Raw genomic sequence first — 25,731 nt, 5'->3', positions numbered from 1 at the left:
GACCATTTTAGCCCAAATTTACATTTTTCAAGAAACACTCTGTAAATCTACTAGTATAATAAAAGAAAGAGGTCGTCTTTTCAGACAACCTCTTTATATCTCTTAATTTTTTTAATTAATTTCCTGTTCTTGTTCTTTCATCAACATTACCGGCTTCTCTTTTTCCTACATTTACATTTTTGTTGCCAAATCTGTAATTCAAGGACAATTGTATGTATCTGGAATCAAAATAATAATTAGAATCCCGATAAACACCGTTTACTGTTGAGTTGAACTTCATTTTGTCTGTTTTGAAAATATCATTTGCTTTTAGTGTAATTCTTAAATCTTTATTCAATACTAAATATTGAACAGAAAGTGCGGTCGAACTTGATGATTCGAGTCTGTTTACTCCATAAGTCCCAACAGGCATTACCACGAAATTAAAATTAAACAAGAGCGTTTTAGTTTTGTTTAAAACAAAGTCATTATTGGTTGAAAAGGTCGAATAAAAACCGTCTACGCCTTTTGCCGGTATATTTATAGTTTCTGAAGTTAAATAATTCAAAACAAACACATTGTTACTCGTCCACCAGTCAAATTTATCGAAAATATAAAGTTCTGAGATTCCGTATCTTTTTACATTAAACATGTTTCTATTGGTCAGACGAACAAGATAAGTTGTTGAATCCGGCAGGCCTATTTGATTGTACATATTGTTTTCTATGCTATAATAAAGCTTGCTTTCGAGTTTTTTATAGGAATAAATCAATTCGAAATTATCTATAAAATAAGGTTTCAAAAAAGGATTACCTTCAACGGTTAGAAACGGATTAACGTAAGTTACATTCGGGTTCAATTCCATAAAATTAGGTCTGCCTATTCTCTTGCTGTAACCAAATCTAAATGTTGAATTTTGCTGAGGTGAATATGAAATATTAATTGAGGGGAAAAATTTCGTGTAATTGTTACTTACGGTTTGCTTTAAACTTCCGTCATAAGATTTTGTCTGGGTGGCTTCTAATCTTGTCCCAAATTGAACTTCAATATTATTTTCGAATTTTTTATTTCCTGAAAAATAAACGGCCTGAATATATTCATAATAATCAAATTTATTAGTCGTTAGCAGAAGATCTGTCACCGGGTTATCAACCAGTCCGCTATTGAAAGAAGAAATATCGTTATTGGTCTTCGAAACTGAAATTTTTCCTCCCACACTCCAATTTATAAACTTTGCAGGCAAGTCAACATCTATCTTACCTGAAAAATTATTAGTTTTCTGATTGTTATTATTAATTCCTTTAAAGTACTTAAAATCGTACGGTCTGATTATTTCCGAAGTTCCTTCATAAGGTCTTGTATCCGTATTCGAATATTTAAAATAATCCAGATTCAAAACTATTTTCTTTCCAACAGAATCAAGTTTAATCTCATTAAAGAAGTTCATTGAATTAAATTCCGGCTTTTGCGAAGAATTTGTAAACGCTATTATATCATTAAAACTTGTACTTGCATTGTTCTCATAAACTGTTGATTTCGTCTCTCTGTCACCACTTGTTTTATTAAAATTACCCATGTATTGAAAACCAAAAGCCCATTTGGATGTTGCCAGATACTGAAGCCCAAGAATCGTATTTATCCTTTTGTAATTTCTTTTAAATTCCTGACCAGTCCTCCATAATTGATCCGGAAAATAGATGTTGTCCTGATAATCAAAAAATTCGCCACCCTCTCTGTAATTCAATGAAGAAGACAGTGCAAGCTTATTTTTGTTGTACACAAAATTACTCGTCATTGCTCCTTCTCCATCTTCTGACCGATGTAAATAACCACTCCCTAAAGAAAGGCTCCAGGAATCTTTTTTAGCTTTTTTTAAATTAATATTAATTAATCCGCTGCTTCCACTGGCTTCATATTTGGCTGGTGGCGTTGTGATTACCTCGATGCTTTTGATGTTATCAGCTGAAATGGATCTCAGTAAATTAGCCAGTTCCTCTTCTCCCGCTTCAAGCATTTTACCATCTATCAAAATCCTGATGGAACTTTTGCCGATCATGGTGATGCTTTCATTGCGGACTTGTAGTCCCGGCGTAACTTTTAGTGCATCGAGTGCATCACCTCCGGCAGCACTAATCGTATTTTCCAGATTAAAAACCAGTCGGTCTACTTTTCTTTCTACGACTTCTTTCTTTTTAGAAATTACAACAGTTTCTAATACGTTTGCAACATTCACTATTATTGCACCCACATCAAAATCTGAAGTCAGTTCTATCTCTTTTGTATATAAAATTTCCTTGAACTGACGTATTTCTAATTTGTACTTTCCTTTTTGATATTCTATAACAAACTCACCTTTTTCATTTGTTAGTCGATTAATCAGGGCAATAGAATTTTCTGAAAAAAGGATAACTTCTGCATATTCTAAAGGACTCTTTTCAGATGTAGTAACTTTTCCTGAAAATTTGATTTGTGCAGCTACTGTATTACTTAAGATAAATACAATAAATAATAAACGATTGATCTTTGATTTGTGCATATTTTACTTTTAAATTTCAAGCAAATATGCATAATTCATTAAGCCTGGATGTCTTAAAACACACCAGATAAGTTCTGATTTATAATACTGAACTTATTTTTTTGTTTTTTGAAATTCTAAAGGGGTCTGGCTGGTTATTTTTTTGAATGCTGTAAAAAAAGTAGATTTCGACTTAAAGCCACTTTCATATCCTATAGCTTCGATAGTATATAAATTAGGATGTGACAATAATTCTTTGGCTTTCTCAATTCTTAATTCGTTAATAAATAACGTAAAGGATATGTTTAAATTATTATTTAAAAATTGGGATAAGTTGTGTTGGGAAACTTCTAATTCTTTTGCGGTATCAGAAAGTGTCAGGTTTGGATTTAGATAGAGTTCTTTGTCTTTTATGATATTTATTTTTTGGGTAATCTGTTCAATAGTCGTGTGATCTATTGCTTTATTTTTATACTTTTCTTTTTCTTCAAAAAATGAAGTGTTTTTTTTAATTTTCAAAACAAAAAGCAATATCATTAGATAAAGTACGAAAGAAAAAGAAATCGCTCCCACAATATAAGAAGTGTAAGAAGCAATATTATAGGCAAGCCAAATTAAAAATACGCCAACGAAAATACTCAATAACCAGATATCGATACTGGTTAGTTTTTCTTTCTTCTGAATAAGTTTTTGAAATGCAGGTTTTACAAATCTAAAAGATCCAATGATATAAAGGAGCCATTGTACATAAATACCGCACACTATATATTTGCTCCATACCGCGCTGTGCTCAACATAAGGATAAATAATTCCCAAAATCGTAATGCTCAACAGAAACGGAAAAATATGAAATCCCCATCTTCTTGCATTGTTTGTTATACAATTTCTCAGGTATAAATAGAGAAACGGCCCTATTAGAATACAGCCTGAAAGACCAATTTGAATAAAAATGCCGGACAGATTTGGATTGAAATAAAAAAATACAGATTTAATGATTCTAATACTTAATGTAAATAACAACAGCGCTAAAAAGTAATTTGAAAATTGTTTCTTTTGCGCAAAAAATGCAAAATATACAGCGAGCAAAAGACCATTAAAAGCTCCTAAAGCACTAAAAAAGAACATTAGTTGATTATCCAAATTCATAGAACAAAAGTGTTTTTTTACTATCTTAAAATCAAATATACAGTTTTTTGAAACTGAATCATCTGATGGGAATGACAATTTATTTTGTTCTGCTAATTGTAAGTAATTTAGCGTGCCGTGCATATGCAATAGCTGTCGTTTTGTTGCGTACCTACGGCACTTGAAATTAATGCCTACCGATATTTAGTACCTAAAGGCACATATCAAACCTTTACTAAGATTACATTATAAATATCTAGATACATCAAACAATAAATTTTATTATTTATACAGCCTACCGATATTTAGTGTCTAAAGGCACATATCTAATCTTTACTAAGGATTACACTATAAATAAAACAATAAATTTTATTATTTATACAGCATTATTCTTAGGCGGAAAAAAAAACTGCAATGGTTTACTTCTAAAATATCTAAAAATTGCTCTTGCCACTTGTCTTAACTCTGAGAGCGGAATATTTCTGGAACGAAATGCAAGTCCAAGTGATAAACTAAAACTAACTGTAAAATTGACTAAACCAATAAGTCCAATACCTAAAACTGACCATAAAAACACGTCTCTGGTAACATAAAAATCGGCACCATATAAACCCATAGCAAAGTTACCACTGGCAAAAGTAATGTGCCTGATGTCAATATTTAATCCAAAGAAAATCCCAATGAAAACGGTACTTCCCATAAAAACACCAAACCAAAAGTTAGAAATAATCCCTGCCCATTTTTTTTCATACAGTGAAGCCAATTTTTTCGTCCACTTTTTTCCTAAACTCAATTTAAGTAATGGATGTTCCTGAATACGATAGTAAATATGGTTGTGTTTGTCACGATTGGCGATACTACCTGCAATGATCCCTGATAAAAACAGAAAAACCCCGGCTATAGCGGCATGCAAAATTGCAGGAGAATAAATAGGATTAAGATCATTGATTAAAGTTGCGGATTTTTCCTGAGCAATATTATAGTGAAAAATTTGATCAATAGCCCAGATTCCGAATAATGAAACCGGAAAGGCAATGATTACGTTACCTACAAAGGCGATAAACTGGGAGCGGAATACCCTTGCAAAAAATATAGCAAACTCTTTGTATTTATATTCTTTTTTGTCCTGCACTTTTTGCTTGAAACCTTCCTGCAAGGCTCTTACCAATGCAGAAGCTGTCATTGCCGGCTGCTTTGTTGCCAGTGTAAACCCAAGAATATAAATGATGATGAAGCCTATCGAATAATTCATACTGTACAAAAACATATGACCAAAGCCACTGGCATGTACTTTTCCTAAAAGGAGTTTGATAATACAAAGTATCCCAACAATAAAACCACCACCGGCTGCTGAAAAAAACATTTTATAATATTCTTTTCGGCTGTTTGTAATGTAATGTTCTCCTGTATTGGCTGTATGTTGGGTAATCTCGTAAGATAAAAGCTGGGTACTCTCATTAATTAGTTTCTGGATATTGTTTTTATCGCAGTTGTACTTAATCAGTTTATAAGAGAGGTAAATCGTGTTTCTTTTGGCGTCTTCCTCATTACCTTGTATTAAAAGCGGTAATAGGGATCTTAGGCGGTTAAGCTGTTGGCGAATTCGCAACAAACTTTGGTTTACATGCAGCGAAATCCCAAATTTATTACTGTTTTTAAAGGCTGTTTCGATATAATCTGTGCATTGTTTGTGCAGGATAATCAGTTGTTTATATCCTAAATCATCTTCATTGATTGCATTATCCGCTGACGCCATTAGTTTCTCATTCATTAGCAACAATTCACGCTGAAAGGCAATAAAAGGACTTTCGAGGTTTTCATATTCTGGTACCATTCGTATTACATCTGTTTCCATTGCGGATCCGCAAATGCGGTAGGTAATAACTTCCATGGCAAAAACCAGTTCATTAAATGCTGAATTTTCGTCTCTGACTCCATAAATAGAATGAAATTTTAAGAGAGAAAATAATTGGAGGACTTGCTCCTGAGGTATTTTACTGATCCATAACAAATCTGTATTAGAAAAAAATACCTGATTTAGAATAAATTGCAATGTATCTTTTTCCGGCTGCTCTGGAATTAATTTGGCAAAAATTCTCTTGCGCACTTCAAAAAAGAAATTTGCATCCTGGAGAATACCTGCGTCAGAAAGGATTTTATTAAACTTTTTGTTTTCTAAATTAGTACGGATACAATCCATTAATCCGTCACGATAATTTGGATTTTCCTGAAGCAGATAAATCAGTTGGGACAAATCGACTTCTGTTATTTTTTTTGGCTTTTTAGGACGAATTAAATTTACCAATTCTACCAGCAACTCTATATTTTCTATTTTAGATTTCCATAACTGTTCGTCATTAAAGTTTTTTTCGAAAAAATATTTTAATGTCATCTTTGGTTTTCTCCTCAATTTCATTTTATCAAATTTAATTATCACTGTTTTGTACAAATAAACACATTCTTTTTATTTAAAAACGTTTAAAAAGTATTGAATTAAGACATTTAAAATAATTCTTGATTATAGGTTCTGTGGAAAAGAATATTAGATAAAAAAACTGTCCGGAAATTATTCTCCGGACAGTTTTTTATTGTTTTAATTTTTTTGGCTTACTTTATAAACGAATTGATTTTTACAAATCAACTTTTCGACAAAGTATTCGGTTGCCTTATATTTGTAGTTTTTTCAGTTCATAACTTCTTCTTTAATATCTCTTTGTTCACAGATCGATATACTATCGAGATACGTTTTCAGCTCTGATCGCATTTCTGTTTTTATCTTAGTAAGATCAAACAATAGAATATCTTCTATCATCTCGAGCTTTAATTTTATTTCTTTATTAAGCGTACAAACTATAAGTGGGACTTCTCTTTTATAAATTAACAGGAGATCGTATAATTCTTTATCTGAATTAATAACAAACATCATAATAGTATAGTCTCTAATTACATTGTCAAATTTTTTAAAATTTTTGTAAACATCAAATGCAAATTCTTTTTTAAATTCATATTTCAAAAATCTTGAAAAACAGTGCTGGCTGTCGTATACAAGTACTTTTTTCTTTTTCATATCTTCCTTTAATTTGTATTTTCATTCGATAGAAGCCTGCTCATCCTTTTCCCCAAATAAAGGATGAGCTTTATTGTTTGTCAATAAATGACTTCTGATGTCGTTGTTTCCAGATTTTACATTGCTGTAACAATAAAATATCTTTTTTAGTTTTCCGCTATTGATAATTTTAACTCAAGTGTATTTATTCGAGAAGAAACCCCGTGTCTAAGATTATTACAGAGTATGAATAATTACGTAGCAAAGGAAAACAATATAACGTCCATAATACGTCAAAAAAACACCATAATAAGACATAATTTAGTTTTGATAATTCCCGTTTTACGGTTATAACTGTAACTTTTTTTTGTTAAAGTAATTTGTTTTATTGGTCCAATCATATCAAATAGATACCATCTTAAGACATAGTATTGTTCCGTTTTTAATTAAGAAATAATTGTCTTAATCTGTTTTTTTATAATTTGAATTCATAAAATCCTCAGAAGGTTTTCTTCCAAATTGTTGAAAATAAACTAGAGCAAACAAACTTGCCTTTGGGTAGCTTAATTTCCGCGCTACATCTGATACTTTTGAAAAATTTTCGTTCTTAAGAAGTTCATTGGCTAAAAACATTTTCTCTCTCAAAAAAAAGTTTTTGGGCGTACTTACAAACATTTTTTTGAATAAAAACTTAAACTTTGTAACTGACATTCCTGCAATTTCGGCAAGAAAATTAACCCCGGGAAAGACACCAAATAAATTATTCAACAAATATTCTTTCACCAGATTTAAAGCTTCAGCTTCTTTATCAGATATCTGATGCATCATGGGAGTAAGATTAGAATATCTGCCAATAAACTTTGCCAGTAACCGCAGACTTACCCCTTTTAGATAAATCTCAAATGCAGGATCGAAGAATGATTTATTTTTTATGGCATGCAGAATCAACTTGCTCTTACTATCGATATGATCATAGAAAAACAGTGTATTCTTATCCCTTTTTATTTTTCGTTTCGCCGTGTTCTCTAGATCTAAATTGGCGATCGAGGTACTTAATAATTCTTTACTAACCATTAACCGCATTGCAAAAACACGTTCTCCAATAACAGGCTGAAAAACATTTTCGATTGCATTGTCAAAAACTCCCAATCCCAGATTGGCTTTATATCCTATCCTGTGTTTTATACCATCAATACAAATGAGATTCATTTCGTCGCTAAAATCATAATGTATAATAAACAAGTTATTATCTGATTTAAGTCTCCTTAAATGTATGCTTTCATTAAATGTTATATCTAAAAGTACTACCGAAAGTCCGGGCGTTATTGTTGTGAAGAAAAATCCTCCGTCTCCCAGTTCTTTTGGTACAATCAGTAAATTTTCATCAATTAATTCTACCCCAAATTGTTCCGCGATTTCCTTTATCCAATCTGAGGACAAAGAATAGGTGTGGCTAATTTCAATCATCATTCTAAATGTTTAAGCTGGATTTTTGAAAAGGTTTCAAGAATCCGGCGACTCCTCTATAAATGGAATCTGTCTTTGTAAATTAAAGTATGAGAAAGCAGAACAATAGTCTGTCTGTCCCTCTCTACAGGTTAATTATTTAGAAATAAAAAAGTAAGAAGTCAGACATCAAAATGGTTTATTATTGATGGAAATAAACATAAACCCATTTTTAAAATTTGAAATTTCAGTAAATTGCCAGAGCAAAATAATTTCAATAAAACATTCTGTAATAATACAATCGCGGGTACGTTCTCAGAAGGTATTTCCGACCTTACTCTTAATTAAATAATCAACATACAAATAGACGCAATTTTTTAGCCTGAATACGTCATATAACTAATAGAATAAGGTTTTTTTAAGGGTATTGCAAAGGACTAAGAAAGTTTTATTACTAAAATTAAAGGTGGAAGTAAACACTAAAAATACCTGAACAGGTTTTAATAAAATTACTGATTAAAAGCTATTTATAGAAAGGAAAAGATTTTATTGCTGATTTAAAGCGCTGATTTTAAAAAATCGTCAGCTGGTTTTCTGCCAAATTGCTGAGAATAGGCCAAAGAGAACTTGCTAACTTTGGTATAATTTAGTTTACGGGCAACTTCTGATAGCTCATTAAAATTTTCGCTTTTAAGAAGCTCATTGGCTAAAATCATTTTTTGTCTGATAAAAAAATGATTTGGGGTTGTTGTAAACATTTTTCTAAATAAGGTCTTATACTTTGTAACGGACATTCCTGACATCTCTGCGAGCATATCGACACCGGGAAATCCTACAAGCAAATTGTTGAGCATATATTCCTTTGTAAGCTGCAAAGTCTCGACTTCTTTTTCAGGTATATGGTGCAGCATTTGGGCGAGATTAGAATACCTATCGATAAAGTTGGCCAACAATCTTAAACTTACTCCCTGTAAATAAATTTCGAACGCGGGATCTGAAAAAGATTTGTTTTTTATGGCATGCATGATTACTTTGCTTTCACTATCGATATGATCGTAAAAAAACAAGGTCTTTTTATCACCTTTTATTTTACGCTTATTCGTGTTTTTTAAATTTCTATTGGCAATCGAAGTGCTTAATAAATCTTTACTCACCAGTAAACGCATCGCAAAAATGCGTTCCCCGACAACAGGCTGAAAAATGTTTTCTATCGCATTATCTATAACTCCCAATCCCAGATTTGCCTTATAGCCTATTTTGTGTTTTACGCCATCGATATGAATTAGATTTATTTCATCGCTAAAATCATAATGTATGATATATAAATCATTGTCTGACCGAAGCCTTCTTATACGAATAGGTTTACTGAACGTTAAATCTAAAAGTACCACCGAAAGACCACGCGAAACCTGTGTAAAATAAAAACCACCCTGAGCCAGCTCCGGCAACACCGTTAGTTTTCCGTCAATTACCTGCGCACCTTTTCCAAGCTGTTTTACATTATCATATAGCCATTCAGAAGTTAACGTATATATATGACTTACCTCTTTCATTATTCAAGTTGTTTAACAAAATCCTTTGGTGACATTCCGAAAAGCTCCCTAAACTTTACAGCAAAGTAGGAACTATTGGTAAAACTTAAACTATCAGAAACCTCTGCAATATTAAGTTGTCTCTCTTGCAAAAGTCGTTTTGCTTCTACAAGTTTATTGTTCAAAAAGAAAGAATTGGGCGTCATTCCTGTAATCTTTCTAAACAATTTTTTATACTTAGACTCTGACATCCCTGCTTGCTGCGCCAGAAATTCAATACTCGGAAATAGGTTATTCAGATTTTCTATTAAGTAAGATTGAGACTTTATAATAAGCGATAAATCATTTTCATTAATCTTATCGATTACGAGCTCTTCAAAGGTCATTTTTTCGATATACTCTGCTAACAAATTTTGAACAGTACCTCGTAAATATAAGTCAAAAACAGTACCTCCAACTTCGTGACTTCGCAAATTCGCTAAAAGATTATAACTGTCATTGCTCATTCTGGTAAACTTAACTATCGTATTTAATTCCGGGTTAAGAATTACATCAGCATGTTCTTTTAATGAGGGATTGTTTTGAAAATATTCTTTTATCAGATCCTTTTTTATAAAAATGCAAAGGGCAAAAGTTTTACTGCCTTCTTTAACAATATAATCAGAATATAAAGTACTGTCTAATATAGCCAAATTATAATTCCATCTTCCAATTGGATTGGCTACGTCATCTGATAATAAAACGGCTTCTCCTTCGGTAAGATTATAATAAAGACCAACAAAATCATTCGTATTATTTTCCTGTCTTAAGTGAATTTCTGAATTGTATACAACATCTATATACATCACTGAGATGTGTGGACCCAGACTTAAAAAATATCTTTGTCCGGTATGAATATGATCCGGGACTACAATAAAATTGCCATGAACCTCTCCTTCAAATGCTAAAGCCAAAGGTTCAACCCAGTCCAATTCTACTCCATAATGGTGCGTAATTTTTTTCATCCCTAAATTAAAATGTTTTTTTGGTATAATTCTTACTAACAAAAATAAATGTTTTTTTATACACTTCTTCTATACATCTGTTATTATCGCCAATTAAATAAAATTTAGATTTAGAATAAAAATGGCATTGTACAATCAAAATAATTAATTAGGCTGCGCTATTTTCTTATAAGTATTTAGCATTATCCTTTTCATAAAATATACAATCCTATAATGGGTTTACTTTATTTTCTTTTCGATAACCTAACGGATTTATAGCTGTATGTTTTTGAAAAAATTTATTAAAATGACTTGAATCCGTAAAACCAAATTCTAATGCAATTTCAGATAATGAACACTCACTGTTCCTGATTCTGTTTTTGATCATTTCAATCTTCAGAGAACTGATATAGGTACCAAGAGACATTTCCATATTCTTTTTAAAAATCCCCCTTAAACCTGATTCAGAAAGTCTAAAAGTATTGCTTAAATTTTTCACCGTTAATTTTTCCGGAAAATGAATATGTGAATGAATATAATTTTGGATTCTCTCGATCTGCGTCATGCCATATTGAGCCGTCGTATCGTTGGCATTTTTCATTCTTTTATCAATCAGTAACAACAAACTTCTCAAAAGGTTAGTATGAATTTCTGTCACTTGCTGATTGTTATCCTGCCATTCAGAAATCATAAGTTGCATAATAGTACTGATCTTGTTTAAAAACTGTACGTCATTATTGATCTCCACAGCATATAAATGCCACTTTCTCGTTAAACTGGTTAAGAGATTATCCCAATAATCTGTAGTACTCGAATTAATACCTGCTTTTAATACACCTGGCAGGAATTTGATCACGCTAAATTGGCATTCTTCTGCAATATAAAAATCGTGATGATCTTCAGGAGCCAGAAAAAACATTGTATCTCCCTTATATTCAGTGCTTATTTTATTCAGTTCATGCGTACCGCTTCCTCCTGCTACAAACATAAACTCATAATGATTGTGATTGTGCAAAGGAAAAGGCCATACTGATGTGCTGAAATACCTTATAAAGAGCGGCTCAAACTGAACTAATTTCATTTTGCAAATATCGGCAAAATATACAAATTGTTTATCGCATTATACCATTTTGTACATTTTCAACTACCTAAGTTTGCATTATTAATACAAGAATAAATATGTTAATCAAAGATAAAAGTAAATACGCCATTCCGGTTATGGCTTTTTCAGCCGGCACAATTGTCGCAAATGTTTATTACAGTCAGCCCATTCTCCAAAATATCGCAGGAGCATTGCACAAGTCAGAAAATGCTGTTGGCAAGATTGCCATGCTTGCTCAGATTGGTTATGGTGTAGGAATGTTTTTTTTGTTGCCGTTAGGAGATAAAATGAACAGAAAACGATTAATTATCGGAATCTGTTTTTTATTAGTACTTACATTAATACTCATCGCCAATACCTCTCACCTTGAATCCCTATTGGTCCTTAGTTTCTTTGCCGGTATTTTTTCTACTCCCGCACAAATTATTCTTCCAATGGCAGCCTCTTTAAATAAAGAAAACCGTGGGAAAAACGTAGGCGTTGTGTTTAGCGGTATTTTATGTGGTATCCTTGGATCACGTTTAATAAGCGGTTGGCTTACTGATATTTGGGGGTGGCAAAGTGTTTATTGGTTCTCTGCTTTGCTAGTCACAATCAGTATTGTATTGTTATGGTTATTCCTGCCCGAAGTACCCGTTAAATTTAAAGGAAGTTATCTCAACCTCTTACGCTCAACCATGCAATTGGTAAAGCGGTATAAAATATTAAGACAAGCAGCATTATTGGGTGCTTTTTCTTTTGGAATATTCTGCTCGTTCTGGACCACCTTGACATTTCATTTAAGCGGTACTCCGTTTAAGTATTCATCGTCAACTATTGGGCTTTTTGGAGTCATCGCAATTGGCGGCGCTTTAGTTGCTCCTTATTTTGGAAAATTAGCGGACAAAGGACAAATTTTCAAAAATCTCGCCCTTACTATTGGCCTTATTATGGGCAGCATTATTGCCATGATCCTGTTTCCTGAATCTGTTGCGGTATTAATTGGCGCAATCTTCTTTTTGGATATTGGTGTTCAGGCAACACAAATCACAAACTTTACAAGAATTTATGCCTTAGACGAAGAAGCACATAGTCGTTTGAATACTGTATATATGACCACCTACTTTATTGGTGCAGGAATAGGAACATTTTTCGGATTAATTAGCTGGACTTTAGGCGGCTGGCACTTTGCATTGCTGCAAATGTTATTATGGAGTATAATCGCAGCTGCAATTGTATGGCTTTCCAGTAAAAATAAACTTTAAAAATAAACAGATCTAAAATCAACATTAGATGCTGTTTTGATCTCTTATTAAAAACTTAAAACAAATGATACAAATTGCAATAATAAGTGATATTCACGCCAATCTTATCGCGCTGAACGAGGTATTAAATGATATTAAAAACAGGTCAATACACCAGACTTATTGCCTTGGCGACCTGGTTGATTTTGCCCCATGGGGAAATGAAGTTATTGAAAAAATTAAAAATAAAGGAATCCCCTGTTTATTAGGGAATCACGACGAAAGAATCGCTTTTGATATTCCTATCGTGCCGTTAGTTCATCACGACCAAAAAGAAACCGCCAACAGACTCATCGCTATTAATCACAGTAAAACCGAAATTGCTGCAGCAAATAAAAATTGGCTGGCTTCATTGCCTTATAATTTAGAACTGACATACAGGATCAATGAGGTAACAAAAAAAATACTTCTCGTACATGCAGGTCTGCTCAGTAATGATACTTATATTTATGAATCAGATTTAAAAAATGATACTGCAAAAGAATTAAAGGATAAAGGTATAGATGCAGTTATAATGGGGCACACACATCTTTCTTACATACAAAACCATTCGAATGTATTATTTGTTAATTCAGGTTCTGTAGGACGAAGCAGAGAAACCGACAGAAAAGCCACCTATTGTATATTGACTATTACCGAAAAAGGAATTGAAGCAGAAATAGTAAAAGTAGACTACAATATAAACGAAGTGGCCCAACAGATTTACAAAAGTGATATCCCTGATTTCTATGGTGATTTTTTATTAAACAAGTAATTTTAGCATTGCCTGAGTTTATTTTCCATTCAATTTCTGTATTCAATTAAAAATGGCTGGATAATTTATAAATTTGTACTTTAATTAAAATCCACACTTATATAAAAATAAGATAATTAAAATTATGTATACACATTCCAAAGAAACTCAAAGCAACTTAACCCCAACAGCTGCCCTCGATTTTTTAAAACTGGGTAACGAAAGATTTGTAAACAATCTAAAAGCAAACCGTAATTTATTACAGCAGGTAAATGAAACTTCTAACGGGCAATTTCCTTTTGCTACTATTTTAAGCTGTATCGACAGCAGGACTTCTGCCGAACTTATTTTTGATCAGGGATTAGGGGATATTTTCAGCATTCGTATCGCAGGAAACATCCTCAACGAAGACATTTTGGGCAGTATGGAATTTGCCACAAAAATGGCAGGTACTAAGGTTTTAATAATACTGGGCCATACTAATTGTGGTGCTATTACCGGCGCTTGTAATCATGTTGAAATGGGAAATTTAACGACTTTACTCCATAAGATACAACCAGCCATTTTAAACGAAAAAACTACAAAAGAAAACAGAGATGGTTCGAATGCAGATTTTGTAAAAAATGTTACTGAAATCAACGTACATCTTACTATCGAAAGAGTAAGAAAAGAAAGTCCTATTATTGCTGAATTAGAGCAACAGGAAAAAATTAAAATAATTGGGGCACTTTATGACGTAGAAACAGGAAAAGTGAAGTTTTACGAATAGTTCAAAAAGAACCAAATCTCTTTTGGAGCTAGTGATTTTGGTGTTTTTAATAACCTGTTCCCTTTATTTTAACCTTACTTTGTATTTATAATATAAAGAGAGCAGGATTATGAATAAATTAATTGGATCGCCAAAGAAAAAAGCTAAAATAAACGAATGGCTGATACTTGCAATTATTATTCTTGCGCTTATTCCCGTAACCATAGATGCAACTATTTTGCATATAGCGATTCCTTCACTTACGCTTTCTTTAGGCGCAACAGGCAATGAAGTAATCTGGATTATAGATACATATCCCTTAATAATGGCAGGTTTACTTTTGCCAATGGGTGTATTGGGAGATAAAATTGGTCATAAAAAAATCTTGATTTTTGGAGTCAGTATATTTGCTTTAGCCTCTTTATTTGCCGGCTTATCTACCCAGCCTCTCTATTTAATTTTATCCCGCGCATTACTAGCATTGGGAGGTTCAATGATTATGCCCGTAACACTCGCTATTATCCGTCAGACTTTTCCGGACCAGGAAAAATGTGGCCGTGCTTTAGGAATTTGGGCTGCTGTAGGAACTATGGGAGCCGCAATAGGACCGTTAATTGGCGGGATACTTGTAGAGTATTATTCATGGGAAGCCGTATTTCTTATTAATATTCCGTTATTGTTAATCGTTATTCCGTTAATTTGGTTTGGTGTTCCCAATGGCATTTCAGATCCTAAAAAACCCTGGATTTTTAAAGATGCCTGTTTGTTATTAATTGGCGTGATTGTTTTCGTGTACGCACTAAAAAGTATTTTTAAAGAAAATCAGTCTTTATATGTTTCTGCGATAGCCGGATTATTTGGTTTTTTATTATTAAGATGGTTCTTCAAAAAACAAAAGAATACAGATACCGCAATGATCGATATATCCTTACTGCAAAACAAGCAGATTTTGTTTGCTATGTTATTGTGTTTTGTACCGATGGCTGTTATTGTTGGATTCGAATTTTTATTAGCACAAGAATTGCAGTTTGTACATAAGTTTAGCCCCATAAACGCAGGATTATTCATGATTCCTTTTGCTTTTTCTTCAGCTTTGGCAGGACCCTTAACCGGTTATTTAATTGGTAAAATAGGTTTTCGAAAACTAATTATTACGGTGCTTTTCATATCCTCATTTTCGTTTTTTATGCTGAGTACTCTAAATTTCAGCTCTTTGACCATTCCCGTATTTGGCTGGCTGGTTGTTTTAGGTTTTAGTCTGGGAATGATTTTAATGGCCGCTACAAATTCAATCATGGCGACTGCACCAATAGACAAAGCCGGAACTGCAGGTTCTATGGAATCAATTGCATATGAGCTGGGTACAGGTTTAGGAATTGCCTTTTTTGGAATCGTACTATCACAGGTTTTTATTAGAAAATTCTCTATAAGCAAAGATTTATTATCAGAGATTGGTAATAAGTCATATAATTCAATTAGCGATGTACTTATTATAGCCAATAACCTTGACGCTGCCAAACAACAGGAAATGAAAAATGCGGCAATGATCGCTTTCCAGGGCGCGCACAATATAGTATTAATTGTAGCAGGATCAATTTTAGGAATATTAGCACTTGCAATTATATTCTCCGGATCAAAGAAGACAACAAAACTAAATCTGTAACAAATTCAAAGCATCTGCAGTTCGTACCGCTTCAATAGAATTATTTACCTGAAGTTTTTCTAATATATTCTGTCTGTGCCTGTTTACAGTATTGATACTTATATTCAACTGAGCCGCAATTTCCTTGCTGATTTCGCCTTTACTAATCAATGATAAAATTTCTTTTTCACGCAGTGTCAGCAAATTAATACAGTTTATATACGTGTCAACATGAAAACTTTCCCCTGTTTTGGTATTCACGATCTTCCCGTCAATGCCGGTTGCAGATCCATTTTTTTCAAATAAATAATTGTAGAGACAAACCGCAAGCCACAAACCGCCTTCTGAACTGTTTTTTAGATAAAAACTACGATGCAAAATACGCTGGTATTCCTTTTTTGCATTCAAAGTCCTGATTTTACATTTAGTAGCATAAGCCAATCTCTCTTCAGGCGCTACCGTTTTTAAGAAATTAAAAAACTCCAATTCTAAAAGATGTCTCTCAAAAAGATCTTCAGGATGAATGCGCTGATAAATATCCTCTTCCCAAATAGAATCAATAGTTAAAAATCCCGAAGTATCCATTTCAAAAAAACTTCCAAAATCACCCGTAAAAATGTAACTTTTGTTATCTGCCAAATCAGATAGTACAGCTACTGAATGATCTATTTTTACATATTCCTTCATTGTATTAATAGCTTCTTCCAGCGCTTCTCTTCGCGTATCCGGGCTGTCAATAAATTCAAAAGAAAAATTATCTTCTAATTTCGAGATGGGATTCATAATAGTAATTCATTTATTTTCTAATAGTATCGAATTACTATAAAGATCGTTAAAAATAGAAAAATATTTCGTTCTGACGTAAAATGGTTATAAATAACTATTGTTAGAAAAATAACGAATCCCCTACTTTGTAAATTATTAATAAAATTCAAATTTAAGAAATCATGAACAGAATGCACTTAGTTTTAATCTTTATAGGCATTATGGCTGTAAAAGTAAATGCTCAAAAATTAAATTCAATGAACTGGCTCAATGAGCCGGCTGAGTGGGAAATAAAAGACAATAAGCTTACCATGCAGGTTACGCCGCAATCTGATTACTGGAACAAAAGCCATTACGGATTCACAGTTTACGACGGACCATTTCGTTATACAGAAAGAAGCGGCGAATTTGAAGTAGTTGTAAAAATGAGCGGCGTTTATAAAACCAGATTCGACCAGGTTTGCCTGATGTTACGAATAGATGAAAACAATTATATCAAAACAGGGGTCGAATATGTAGACGGTGTTTATAATATCAGTACCGTTCATACGATCGATAAAAGTTCCTGGAGTGTAATGGGATTAAAAGAAAAACCTAAAAACGTATGGATGAAAGCGGTACGCCGACTTGATGCGGTTGAAATTTTTTATTCAATCGACGGAATCAACTATACGATGACAAACACAGTATATTTTCCGGAATATAAAACCGTACAAGTTGGTATGATGGCGGCAAGCCCTGACGGAAAAGGTTTTACTGCTATTTTTGAAGATTTTAAAATTACCCATCTTCCGGACCAAAGACGTTTAGAATGGTTAAAGAATAATCAATAATTATTCGGGCAATATTTACAACGATATACAGTCTCTCCTTCAGTATTCATAATAATGATTCTTAACTAAGCATTTAATAAACTCTAATTATGATCACAAAATTTTTATTATACCTTTTATTAATAATCCTTGCCATTTGTCAAAAAGCTTTTTGCCAACAAACACAAGGCAGCGTAATTCGTGAATCTGTAAAAGAGGAAACAAATAGCATGTGGAGCAAGTTTGTTGATATTAGGAGAGATGAGCATCACAATCCGGAATTAGTATACGAAAATATTTTTCCTGTAAATGGCAATTCATAAAATATCAACCATGAACGGTAAACATTTAATGTATAGTTTTGTAAAAATAACAACTGCATTTCAAAAAAAAATAAAACGGATGAGAGATAAGGATAAATTTCTGGAAGCTTTAATAAAAAGTAACGGACATCATAATGTTATTGATCTTGGTATACAAATTGGTCTGGATGAAAATGCTACAATGGAAATAATTACGCAACTTCTGTCCGAATACAAAATAGAATATACTGTAAACGGGGTTTGTGATTACAGCTTAATGAGAAGTCAAAACCGAATGAAAGGGTCTGGAAAGTAAGTGACCTGAATTGGCAATTATACAGTTATAAAACTGATATAAGACCAAGTATTTTTTATTAACTATTTGTATGCTTTTTAGAAAATATCCGCATCACTTTTTATTTCTATCTATTGCTAAAAATAAGATTCTTAATTGCTGCTTTTCAAGTGACAAAAAAGAATTGCTACAGCTATTGCTAAATAATCAATGTACAATGCATTAATTATTTAGCAATATTTTTGCTTATTTTTGTACCAATACAAATCCCATCAGATGAAACGTTCCGGTACAGCAGATCTTCCCTTACATTATGGACACGTTCCGTTATGGCTTGCTGAGCGTATGTCTAAACTTGGTTTGGCTATTGTAGAAACAATTGCTATGGAATTTTCTACTTCTGAGGTAATCAGCAAACTAAGTAATCCCTTCTGGTTTCAGAGTTTTGGTGCTGTAATGGGCATGGACTGGCATTCGTCCGGGATTACAACATCTGTACTTGGAGCACTAAAAAAATCAGTAAATCCACATTCAAAAGAACTTGGAATATACATTTGCGGGGGCAAAGGCAAAAATTCTCTGCTAACACCTCAGGAACTTTTATTTGTAGGCGAAAAAACCGGACTTGATGGTAATAATCTCGCAAATTGCAGCAGGTTAACTGCCAAAGTTGATAATACAGCCATTCAGGACGGATTTCAATTGTACCAGCATAATTTTATTGTCGACAATAAAGGGCAATGGGCCGTTATTCAGCAAGGAATGAATCCCAACTCACAAACAGCCAGGAGATACCATTGGCATTCGCAAGATTTAAAATCTTTTATAAATGAACCACATACCTTTATTTATGGCGAAAATCAAGGCACTATTTTAAATCTTACTGCTCATGCTGCCACAAAATCCAGAGAAGGTATCTTAGAATTATCAAAAGAATCTCCAACAAAAATTATCAAGGAGATGCAATATCTTTCTATGCCGGCGCATCACGATGTCAGGATGGAAGATGTAAATATGAAAAGACTTGGTGCCATGCTTTGGGCAACACATGAAAATAAACCGGAGGATTTTGAAGAACTATTACTTTTAAAAGGAATGGGACCAAGAGCCTTGCAGTCATTAGCATTGGTTAGTGAAATAATTTACGGTACTCCTACCCGATTTGATGATCCTGCTCGTTTTTCATTTGCGCACGGAGGAAAAGACGGACATCCGTTTCCTGTTCCTGTAAAAATCTATGATGAAACAATAGACACTTTACAAAGAGCAATTAATCGTGCTAAAATAGGAAACAGTGACAAAATACAAGCCATTCAGAAACTATCTGAAATATCAAGAAAAGCAGAAGAAAGCTTTACGCCCAACACTAACTTTGATGCATTGATTCAGAGAGAACGCGATGAATCGCACAAATATGGCGGAAGAACTATTTTTGGAGATGCTAAACCTCCCAAAAAGAAACCTGCAAACCCTAATAATCAACTGGAATTATTCTAGATATTCTTTAAAACAAAAAAACCTCCTAATCAAATGACTTTGGAGATTTGTTTATTTTGATGTTCTTTATCTTCTAAATCGATCTCAATTTTCCTTACCGTTATTTATAAATACCGGCATAAAAATCCAGAATCAATTAATTGTGCAATTGATTTTTAAGTGCGTACAGCTTGCTTCTAAGATTATTTAATAATAAAGGATCAAACGCTTTACCTTTTCCTTCATTTAAAAAAATCTTTTCGCCTATTGTAATTTTCAAAATATGCCCTTGCTTATTAAAAAGTTCAGAGATTAGTTTTGAAGTCTGCAGCATAGGATGAATTGACTTTAGCATACTAAAGAAAAAACCATTGTTACCATGAAAGTATATAGGTAAAATGGGCACATTGGCTTTACTTATAATTTTACCAACTACAGGATGCCATTCCGGATCTGTAATCTGACTCGTTTTAAAATTATACGAAGAAACTTCTCCCGCAGGAAATATGGCAACCGGAGTTCCTTCTCCAAGAGCTTTCAGTGTCATTTTAAGTCCTGTAATACTTGCAGAATTTTGCACGTTTTCAAACGGATTTACTGCAATAATACATTTTTCAAGATTTGGAATTTTCTTCAATAAGAAATTCCCCATGTACATTGTGTCAGGACGTATTTTTGCAAGAGTACTTAATAATGCCAATGATTCTATACCTCCGTAAGGATGGTTTGCAACTACTATAAAAGCTCCTTCGGTGGGAATATTTAATAATTCGGTGGCATCTAACTGCACTTCTACACCAATTTTCTCTAAGACATGATTAGCAAAATCTGCACCTTCAAGATTTCCTGCCTCTTTTACAATCGTATTTAGATTGTTTATTTTCATTACTTTCATTAAATAAGAAGGTAATCCCGGAATAGGAATTTTAGAGAGACCAGCAATTTCAGAAAATTTTTCTTTGGATATCAATGTCATATAGTGTACAGTTGTTAAGGTTGAGTGTGGAACTAATTAAAGCCTAATAAGGGGTTTGAACTAATAATGAAGATTATTAATTCATTAAATTTTGTTTATGATAATATGTTGAATCAAAATGAAAATTCTGAATTGTAAAAAGAAGAGCCGGTAATATTCTTATTTTAATCATGCCCAAAGATACTCGGATTTTATATGCAAACATCTGAATATAAAAATAAAACAAATATCAGAAAAAATGGCTGTCAGGCTTAAATACACGATTGTATCTTATTAATTATGAACTAACAAAAGGAATAACGGATTCAGGGTTTATTTATTATATAAAAGCAAAAATCCCATTTCAAACGAAATGGGATTTTTGTTTTTCTTTTATTTCTATTGCTTAATTACATTTCATTCAATTCATTGAACTCGTGCAAAGATTTTAATGTATTTTCATAAAATAAGATGGCTGCGATAAGATTTCCTTTATCAGAATATGGCATCATCTTTCTCTGAAATTCTACTGTAGTATCTAAGAAAGTCGTAGTTCCGGCTGCCTGAGATTCTAATATCTTTTTGTGTACACCATCGTCCGGAATACCTAAGTCTGCCATTGTAACACCCGGTTTAGTAACCAAAGCAATATAAGGCAGGGTTTTTACTAAAACTTTAATACGCTCAATGTATAATTCTAAAAGTTCTCCTTTTTGCATACCACTCAATTCTTTTTGATCATGATATTTGCGAATTAGAGCTGTTGTACTGATAATACTTCTTGGAGCATTTTTTGCTTGTGCTGAAATAGCGCCAGTTGTCAGGAAGAAAAGGACACCTAGTAAAATAATCTTACTCTTCATTTTTTTTGTGTAATTGGTTGTTGATAAAAACAAAAATATATAAATTAACTTAAAATACAACTGTATTAAATTCTTTTTTTTTAAATTTAAAGAATTGCTATTCCCCTATTCCGTCAGCCTGCGTAAATAAGATACGATCTACAGGTTTAAAAAATGATTGCTAGGACTTGATTATTCTAAAACGTCCCGGATATTTTATCCATATACTTTTTTTGTTTCCATAATAATCCATAAACTCTTCACAAACAAAAACTGCGTGTGCTGTAGACCAGGCAACAACGCCGCAAAACTCACTGCCTGATTGTCGTTTTAGTTTTTCTATTTGTTTGCCTATTTTAAATCCTAAATATTTATAAATAGTTGGTGTATATACTGCACCATCCTCAAGATCCTCTAATGCCTTATTAAAAGTAGCCTCCTTGTCGATAATTTGCTTATATTTTGCCATCACAGCATAAGTCAATATTGCATAATCTGTTATTTTTTCACTTTCGCAATTGTCCTTTATAAATACAAAACCGGCAGAAATTTTAGCTTTATTGATTTCATCATTTTTCAAATTAAATGATGCATCATTCTTTAGTGTTATTTTATTTAAGCTGTCGTTTACCTTTTCAACTATAAAAAGATCGTTTAATCCGTAAACATTTAGAGCAGCCTTGATAAAAGCAATCGACGAACAGTTTGTGCGTTCTCCTTGTTTAAAGCTTTCGAATATTTTATCTGAACTCAGTTGTGCATATGAATTTGAATGGACAAACATTAAAAATAAAAAAATTGAAGTAACAGATTTCATTGTCTTTAAATTTTATAATTGTTTCCCAATCGGTTTTTGGGAATGTACAGATTTTACAAATCTATAAAAATCAACCGATAATTGTTTTTTCAGTTCTTAACTTTTTTCAAAAATAGCTAATAAGCACAATAATATTAAAAAACAGCAGCTGATCCGGCTGGTAAAAATAAAGCCTTACTGTTTTTTGAAAGATAAATACATGTTAAGTTTTTCCTTTACAGGCCATTTCATGCGAGATTTAAAGAAAATATCAATATTATTTCTATTTTTGTATTTTACCGCCCCAAATAATGAATAATCCTGAAAGTCCCCTACCGCATAATGAGTCAGAACGTCTGGCAGCATTAAAGCGATACAATATCCTTGATACGCTTCCTGAATATGCTTTTGATGATGCAACTAAACTGGTTGCCTACATCTGTAATGTTCCTATTGCGCATATTTCTTTTATAGATAAAAACAGACAATGGTTTAAATCTGAAATTGGACTTGGTGCATCAGAAGTACCACGCGAAATTACTTTCTGCCGATATACCATTATGGAATCAAAAACGGTTGAAATTCGTGATACGTATTTAAACGAACGTTTTAAAAATGATCCAAATGTTGTTGACGGTCTCAAAGTCAGATTCTATGCAGGTATTCCGCTAACCACGCCTGATGGCTATAACATCGGAACTATTTGTGCTATCGACCATGTTTCTAAAGAGCTGAGCGAAAACCAGCTCAATGCGCTCTCTATTGTTGCAAAGCATGTGATCAACCAACTGGAACTAAGAACTAAGAACCTTGAATTAGCTGCTCAGAAAAAAATTGTCCAGCGTGCTGTATTGGCAAAAGATAGTTTTTTAGCTAATATGAGTCACGAGATCAGGACGCCACTTAATGCGATAATGGGTTTTACAGATCTTTTAGACCAAACAAATCTAAATGCTGTTCAGCGCGATTATATTGAAAGTATGCAAATTGCACAGGAAAACTTACTCTTAATCGTAAATGATATTCTTGATCTTTCGAAAATCGAATCTGGTAATTTAACGATTGATGAACAGCCCTTTAATCTAAAAAACTCGCTTAAACACATCTATAATTTACTAAAAGTAAAAGTGCCTGCAGCGGTCGAATTTAATCTCTTTCTTGATGCTGATATGCCTGAAATCGTTATTGGTGATCAGGGAAGACTTAACCAGATTTTAGTAAACCTAACCGGCAATGCCCTTAAATTTACTGAAGAAGGCGAAGTAACTGTTTCCGTAAAAAATATCGAAGAAACTGCCGAACATTATTCGCTTAAATTCTCTATAAAAGATACCGGTATTGGAATACCAGAGCAAAAGCTTGAGCATATTTTTGAACGATTTACCCAGGCAGAAGAAAGTACTACCAGAAGATTTGGCGGTACGGGACTTGGCCTTAATATTGTAAAACAATTAATTGAATTGCAAAATGGCGAAATTCAGGTAAAAAGTAAACCTGGACGCGGTTCTGAATTTTTCTTTGTGCTTAACTATAAAAAAGCAAATTATATTGAGACAGTAAACCTGCCGTTATCAGATTATAATTTAGGAAAACTAAAAATCCTTCTTTGCGAAGACAATTTTCTTAATCAAAAACTGGTAAAAAACGTTATCCGTAATTTTGGTTTTGAATTGGATATTGCAGGAAATGGAGAAATAGGAATAGAATTTTTATCAAAAAATAAATATGATCTAATTCTAATGGATCTTCAGATGCCTGTCAAAGATGGTTATCAAACTACACAGTACATCAGGAATACAATGAAATTAAACATTCCTATTATTGCCATGACCGCGCACTCTCTTGTTGGCGAACAGGAACGCTGTTATAATGAAGGAATGAATGCTTATGTACCAAAACCTTTTAAACAGGAAGCACTTTTAGAGGCTATAAAAATGGCGTTGAGCAAAGATGTTACCCTTGTATTGAAAAGGAAAATAGATCTTTCTTTCTTAGAAGAAGTATCTTTTGGTGATTTAGGTTTTAGACAAGATATGATTGACCTTTTTTTAGAAAAAATCCCCAATGAAATAACCCTTTTAGGATTGGCAATTAATAATAATGATATAGATACCGTTAAAAGACTTTCGCATAACATGAAGTCAAGTCTTGATATATTCCTGCTTAAGGATTTAAGTAATTATGTATCTATTATTGAGAAAGAAGCCTTCCGCGGACAATTTAGTTCTGAAACCCTGGATAAGATTAATATTTTGCATAATGAAATCATTGAAGTCACTACAATTCTAAAAAAAATTCGATAAAATAAATATACCAATAGAAATCATCTGTTCAGGATTTTAATTTCCCAGAATAGATTTCAAATTCTAAAAAGTCCGTCTTTTTACAAATTTTCCAATCAGGATTTCGTAAAAAAACGGACTTTTTTATGCCTTCTGAATTTTATTCTCTCACTCCGACACAAAATTCAATGAATAACCAGCAAATCAAAGAGCAGCAATCCTGAATATTTGTGTCTTCAATTTGTTCCTTTCGTCTTAGATAGTATGTTTAGGATTATAAACCATCGCTGTACACAAACAGTTTTTTCTCTCTTTACTCATTAATATCGGGCAATTGATACAAGACTTACATCCTTCCCAAAAAACATCATCAGTAGTTAACTCTGAATAAGTAGCGGGTTCAAAACCCAGTTCATGGTTCATTTTCATAACTGCCAGCCCGGTAGTCAGACTAAATATCCTTGCGTCAGGATATTTCTGGCGGCTTAACTCAAAAATCTTTCTTTTAATCTTTTTTGCCAGACCTGTGTGTCTAAATTCAGGCGCTACAATCAATCCGGAATTAGAAACAAACTGACCATTATCCCAGGAAGAGATAAAAGAGAAACCTGCCCATCGCCCATCTGTTGCAAAAGCGATAATTGCTTCGCCTTTTTTAATTTTTTCCTCAAGCAATTCCGGAGAACGGCCGGAGATACCAGTTCCGCGAGCTAAAGCAGATGCTAATGTCATATCGCTTATTTCTTTGATCCACAAAACGTGGCTCGCATTCGTTGCTTCAATCGTAAAATCGAGCAGCTTTTCAGCAATCTGATTGTTGCTTAGTAAAGTTGTTTTATTTTGAAATGGCTCTGATAGCAGGAAATCCTTTCCTGCAAAATCTATAATATTCTGTTGGGTTTTCATATTTGGTTTAACGTATTTCCCGTTTTATTAATAATGTTAAGTATTGAATTTATTAGAAATACAGCATCTTATATTCAAATTAGATACCAAATACAACATCCTAAACAAGTCACACAAATTAACTACTGATTATCAAACACTTAAAAAAAACACAGTATTTTATAGA

General features: G+C 32.9%; 22 protein-coding genes. 9 read left to right on the top strand and 13 right to left on the bottom strand.

What is annotated here, in order from left to right; translation table 11 throughout:
* Positions 1-115: 115 nt before the first annotated feature.
* The 8 genes from ACQKCJ_RS18900 to ACQKCJ_RS18865 all read right to left on the bottom strand — a co-directional run bounded on the left by ACQKCJ_RS18900 (position 116) and on the right by ACQKCJ_RS18865 (position 11,707).
* A complete protein-coding gene (locus ACQKCJ_RS18900) occupies positions 116-2,515 on the bottom strand; it encodes a TonB-dependent receptor domain-containing protein (protein ID WP_427402671.1) in 2,400 nt (799 codons plus the stop codon).
* A 93-nt stretch (positions 2,516-2,608) separates the two neighbouring features.
* Positions 2,609-3,640 (bottom strand): helix-turn-helix domain-containing protein, encoded by a 1,032-nt coding sequence (locus tag ACQKCJ_RS18895; RefSeq protein WP_427402670.1) that lies wholly within the window; start codon positions 3,638-3,640, stop codon positions 2,609-2,611.
* A gap of 355 nt (positions 3,641-3,995) precedes the next feature.
* Positions 3,996-6,035 (bottom strand): site-specific recombinase, encoded by a 2,040-nt coding sequence (locus ACQKCJ_RS18890; protein WP_427402669.1) that lies wholly within the window; start codon positions 6,033-6,035, stop codon positions 3,996-3,998.
* Positions 6,036-6,302: 267 nt separating this feature from the next.
* Positions 6,303-6,686, bottom strand: coding sequence for a hypothetical protein (locus ACQKCJ_RS18885; protein ID WP_427402668.1), 384 nt, complete (start codon positions 6,684-6,686; stop codon positions 6,303-6,305).
* 441 nt (positions 6,687-7,127) lie between these two features.
* A complete protein-coding gene (locus ACQKCJ_RS18880; protein WP_427402667.1) occupies positions 7,128-8,135 on the bottom strand; it encodes a hypothetical protein in 1,008 nt (335 codons plus the stop codon).
* 533 nt (positions 8,136-8,668) lie between these two features.
* Positions 8,669-9,664, bottom strand: a complete 996-nt coding sequence (locus tag ACQKCJ_RS18875; RefSeq protein WP_427402666.1) for a helix-turn-helix domain-containing protein — start codon at positions 9,662-9,664, stop codon at positions 8,669-8,671.
* Positions 9,664-10,647 carry a helix-turn-helix transcriptional regulator gene (locus tag ACQKCJ_RS18870; protein WP_427402665.1) on the bottom strand — a complete coding sequence of 328 codons (984 nt, stop codon included), beginning with the start codon at positions 10,645-10,647 and terminating at the stop codon, positions 9,664-9,666. The genes ACQKCJ_RS18875 and ACQKCJ_RS18870 overlap by 1 nt, the downstream gene beginning before the upstream one ends.
* A gap of 208 nt (positions 10,648-10,855) precedes the next feature.
* Entirely contained in the window at positions 10,856-11,707 is an 852-nt protein-coding gene (locus ACQKCJ_RS18865; RefSeq protein ID WP_427402664.1) for a helix-turn-helix domain-containing protein, read from the bottom strand.
* A 98-nt stretch (positions 11,708-11,805) separates the two neighbouring features.
* On the opposite strand from ACQKCJ_RS18865, the gene ACQKCJ_RS18860 reads away from it, so the two are divergent.
* From ACQKCJ_RS18860 to ACQKCJ_RS18845, 4 genes are all read left to right on the top strand, one after another.
* A complete protein-coding gene (locus ACQKCJ_RS18860; RefSeq protein WP_271336856.1) occupies positions 11,806-12,972 on the top strand; it encodes an MFS transporter in 1,167 nt (388 codons plus the stop codon).
* Between the two features lie 64 nt (positions 12,973-13,036).
* Entirely contained in the window at positions 13,037-13,765 is a 729-nt protein-coding gene (locus ACQKCJ_RS18855) for a metallophosphoesterase family protein (RefSeq protein ID WP_271336855.1), read from the top strand.
* A gap of 124 nt (positions 13,766-13,889) precedes the next feature.
* Positions 13,890-14,513: a carbonic anhydrase family protein gene (locus ACQKCJ_RS18850; RefSeq protein WP_271336854.1), complete on the top strand. Its 624-nt coding sequence runs from the start codon at positions 13,890-13,892 to the stop codon at positions 14,511-14,513.
* Positions 14,514-14,622: 109 nt separating this feature from the next.
* On the top strand, positions 14,623-16,155 hold the full coding sequence (locus ACQKCJ_RS18845) for an MFS transporter (RefSeq protein WP_271336853.1): 1,533 nt from the start codon (positions 14,623-14,625) through the stop codon (positions 16,153-16,155).
* Here the strand turns inward: ACQKCJ_RS18845 and ACQKCJ_RS18840 are convergent.
* Positions 16,144-16,917 carry a response regulator transcription factor gene (locus ACQKCJ_RS18840; RefSeq protein ID WP_271336852.1) on the bottom strand — a complete coding sequence of 258 codons (774 nt, stop codon included), beginning with the start codon at positions 16,915-16,917 and terminating at the stop codon, positions 16,144-16,146. The two genes, ACQKCJ_RS18845 and ACQKCJ_RS18840, sit on opposite strands and share 12 nt — an antisense overlap.
* Positions 16,918-17,081: 164 nt before the next feature.
* Here ACQKCJ_RS18840 and ACQKCJ_RS18835 point away from each other — a divergent pair, with 164 nt between their 5' ends.
* The 4 genes from ACQKCJ_RS18835 (at position 17,082) to ACQKCJ_RS18820 (ending at position 19,805) form a co-directional block, all read left to right on the top strand.
* A complete protein-coding gene (locus tag ACQKCJ_RS18835; protein ID WP_271336851.1) occupies positions 17,082-17,732 on the top strand; it encodes a DUF1349 domain-containing protein in 651 nt (216 codons plus the stop codon).
* Positions 17,733-17,821: 89 nt separating this feature from the next.
* Complete coding sequence (locus ACQKCJ_RS18830; protein WP_271336850.1) at positions 17,822-18,034, top strand: hypothetical protein; 213 nt, start codon at positions 17,822-17,824, stop codon at positions 18,032-18,034.
* Between the two features lie 10 nt (positions 18,035-18,044).
* Positions 18,045-18,329 carry a hypothetical protein gene (locus ACQKCJ_RS18825; RefSeq protein ID WP_271336849.1) on the top strand — a complete coding sequence of 95 codons (285 nt, stop codon included), beginning with the start codon at positions 18,045-18,047 and terminating at the stop codon, positions 18,327-18,329.
* Positions 18,330-18,584: 255 nt separating this feature from the next.
* A complete protein-coding gene (locus ACQKCJ_RS18820; RefSeq protein ID WP_427402663.1) occupies positions 18,585-19,805 on the top strand; it encodes a DUF763 domain-containing protein in 1,221 nt (406 codons plus the stop codon).
* A 136-nt stretch (positions 19,806-19,941) separates the two neighbouring features.
* On the opposite strand, the gene ACQKCJ_RS18815 is transcribed toward ACQKCJ_RS18820, so the two are convergent.
* The 3 genes from ACQKCJ_RS18815 to ACQKCJ_RS18805 all read right to left on the bottom strand — a co-directional run bounded on the left by ACQKCJ_RS18815 (position 19,942) and on the right by ACQKCJ_RS18805 (position 22,398).
* Positions 19,942-20,760: a 1-acyl-sn-glycerol-3-phosphate acyltransferase gene (locus ACQKCJ_RS18815; RefSeq protein WP_271336847.1), complete on the bottom strand. Its 819-nt coding sequence runs from the start codon at positions 20,758-20,760 to the stop codon at positions 19,942-19,944.
* Positions 20,761-21,149: 389 nt separating this feature from the next.
* A complete protein-coding gene (locus tag ACQKCJ_RS18810) occupies positions 21,150-21,602 on the bottom strand; it encodes a hypothetical protein (RefSeq protein ID WP_271336846.1) in 453 nt (150 codons plus the stop codon).
* A 160-nt stretch (positions 21,603-21,762) separates the two neighbouring features.
* Positions 21,763-22,398 carry a hypothetical protein gene (locus tag ACQKCJ_RS18805; RefSeq protein WP_271336845.1) on the bottom strand — a complete coding sequence of 212 codons (636 nt, stop codon included), beginning with the start codon at positions 22,396-22,398 and terminating at the stop codon, positions 21,763-21,765.
* Positions 22,399-22,688: 290 nt separating this feature from the next.
* On the opposite strand from ACQKCJ_RS18805, the gene ACQKCJ_RS18800 reads away from it, so the two are divergent.
* On the top strand, positions 22,689-24,680 hold the full coding sequence (locus ACQKCJ_RS18800) for an ATP-binding protein (protein WP_271336844.1): 1,992 nt from the start codon (positions 22,689-22,691) through the stop codon (positions 24,678-24,680).
* A 234-nt stretch (positions 24,681-24,914) separates the two neighbouring features.
* Here the strand turns inward: ACQKCJ_RS18800 and ACQKCJ_RS18795 are convergent, their stop codons facing one another.
* Positions 24,915-25,565, bottom strand: a complete 651-nt coding sequence (locus ACQKCJ_RS18795) for a GNAT family N-acetyltransferase (protein WP_427402662.1) — start codon at positions 25,563-25,565, stop codon at positions 24,915-24,917.
* Positions 25,566-25,731: the final 166 nt, after the last annotated feature.

Source organism: Flavobacterium sp. NPDC079362, assembly GCF_050267765.1.
In the GTDB taxonomy this organism is placed as follows: domain Bacteria; phylum Bacteroidota; class Bacteroidia; order Flavobacteriales; family Flavobacteriaceae; genus Flavobacterium; species Flavobacterium azizsancarii.
Note: the sequence above shows the minus strand (reverse complement) of the source record. Positions and strands in the feature narration are given on the sequence as shown.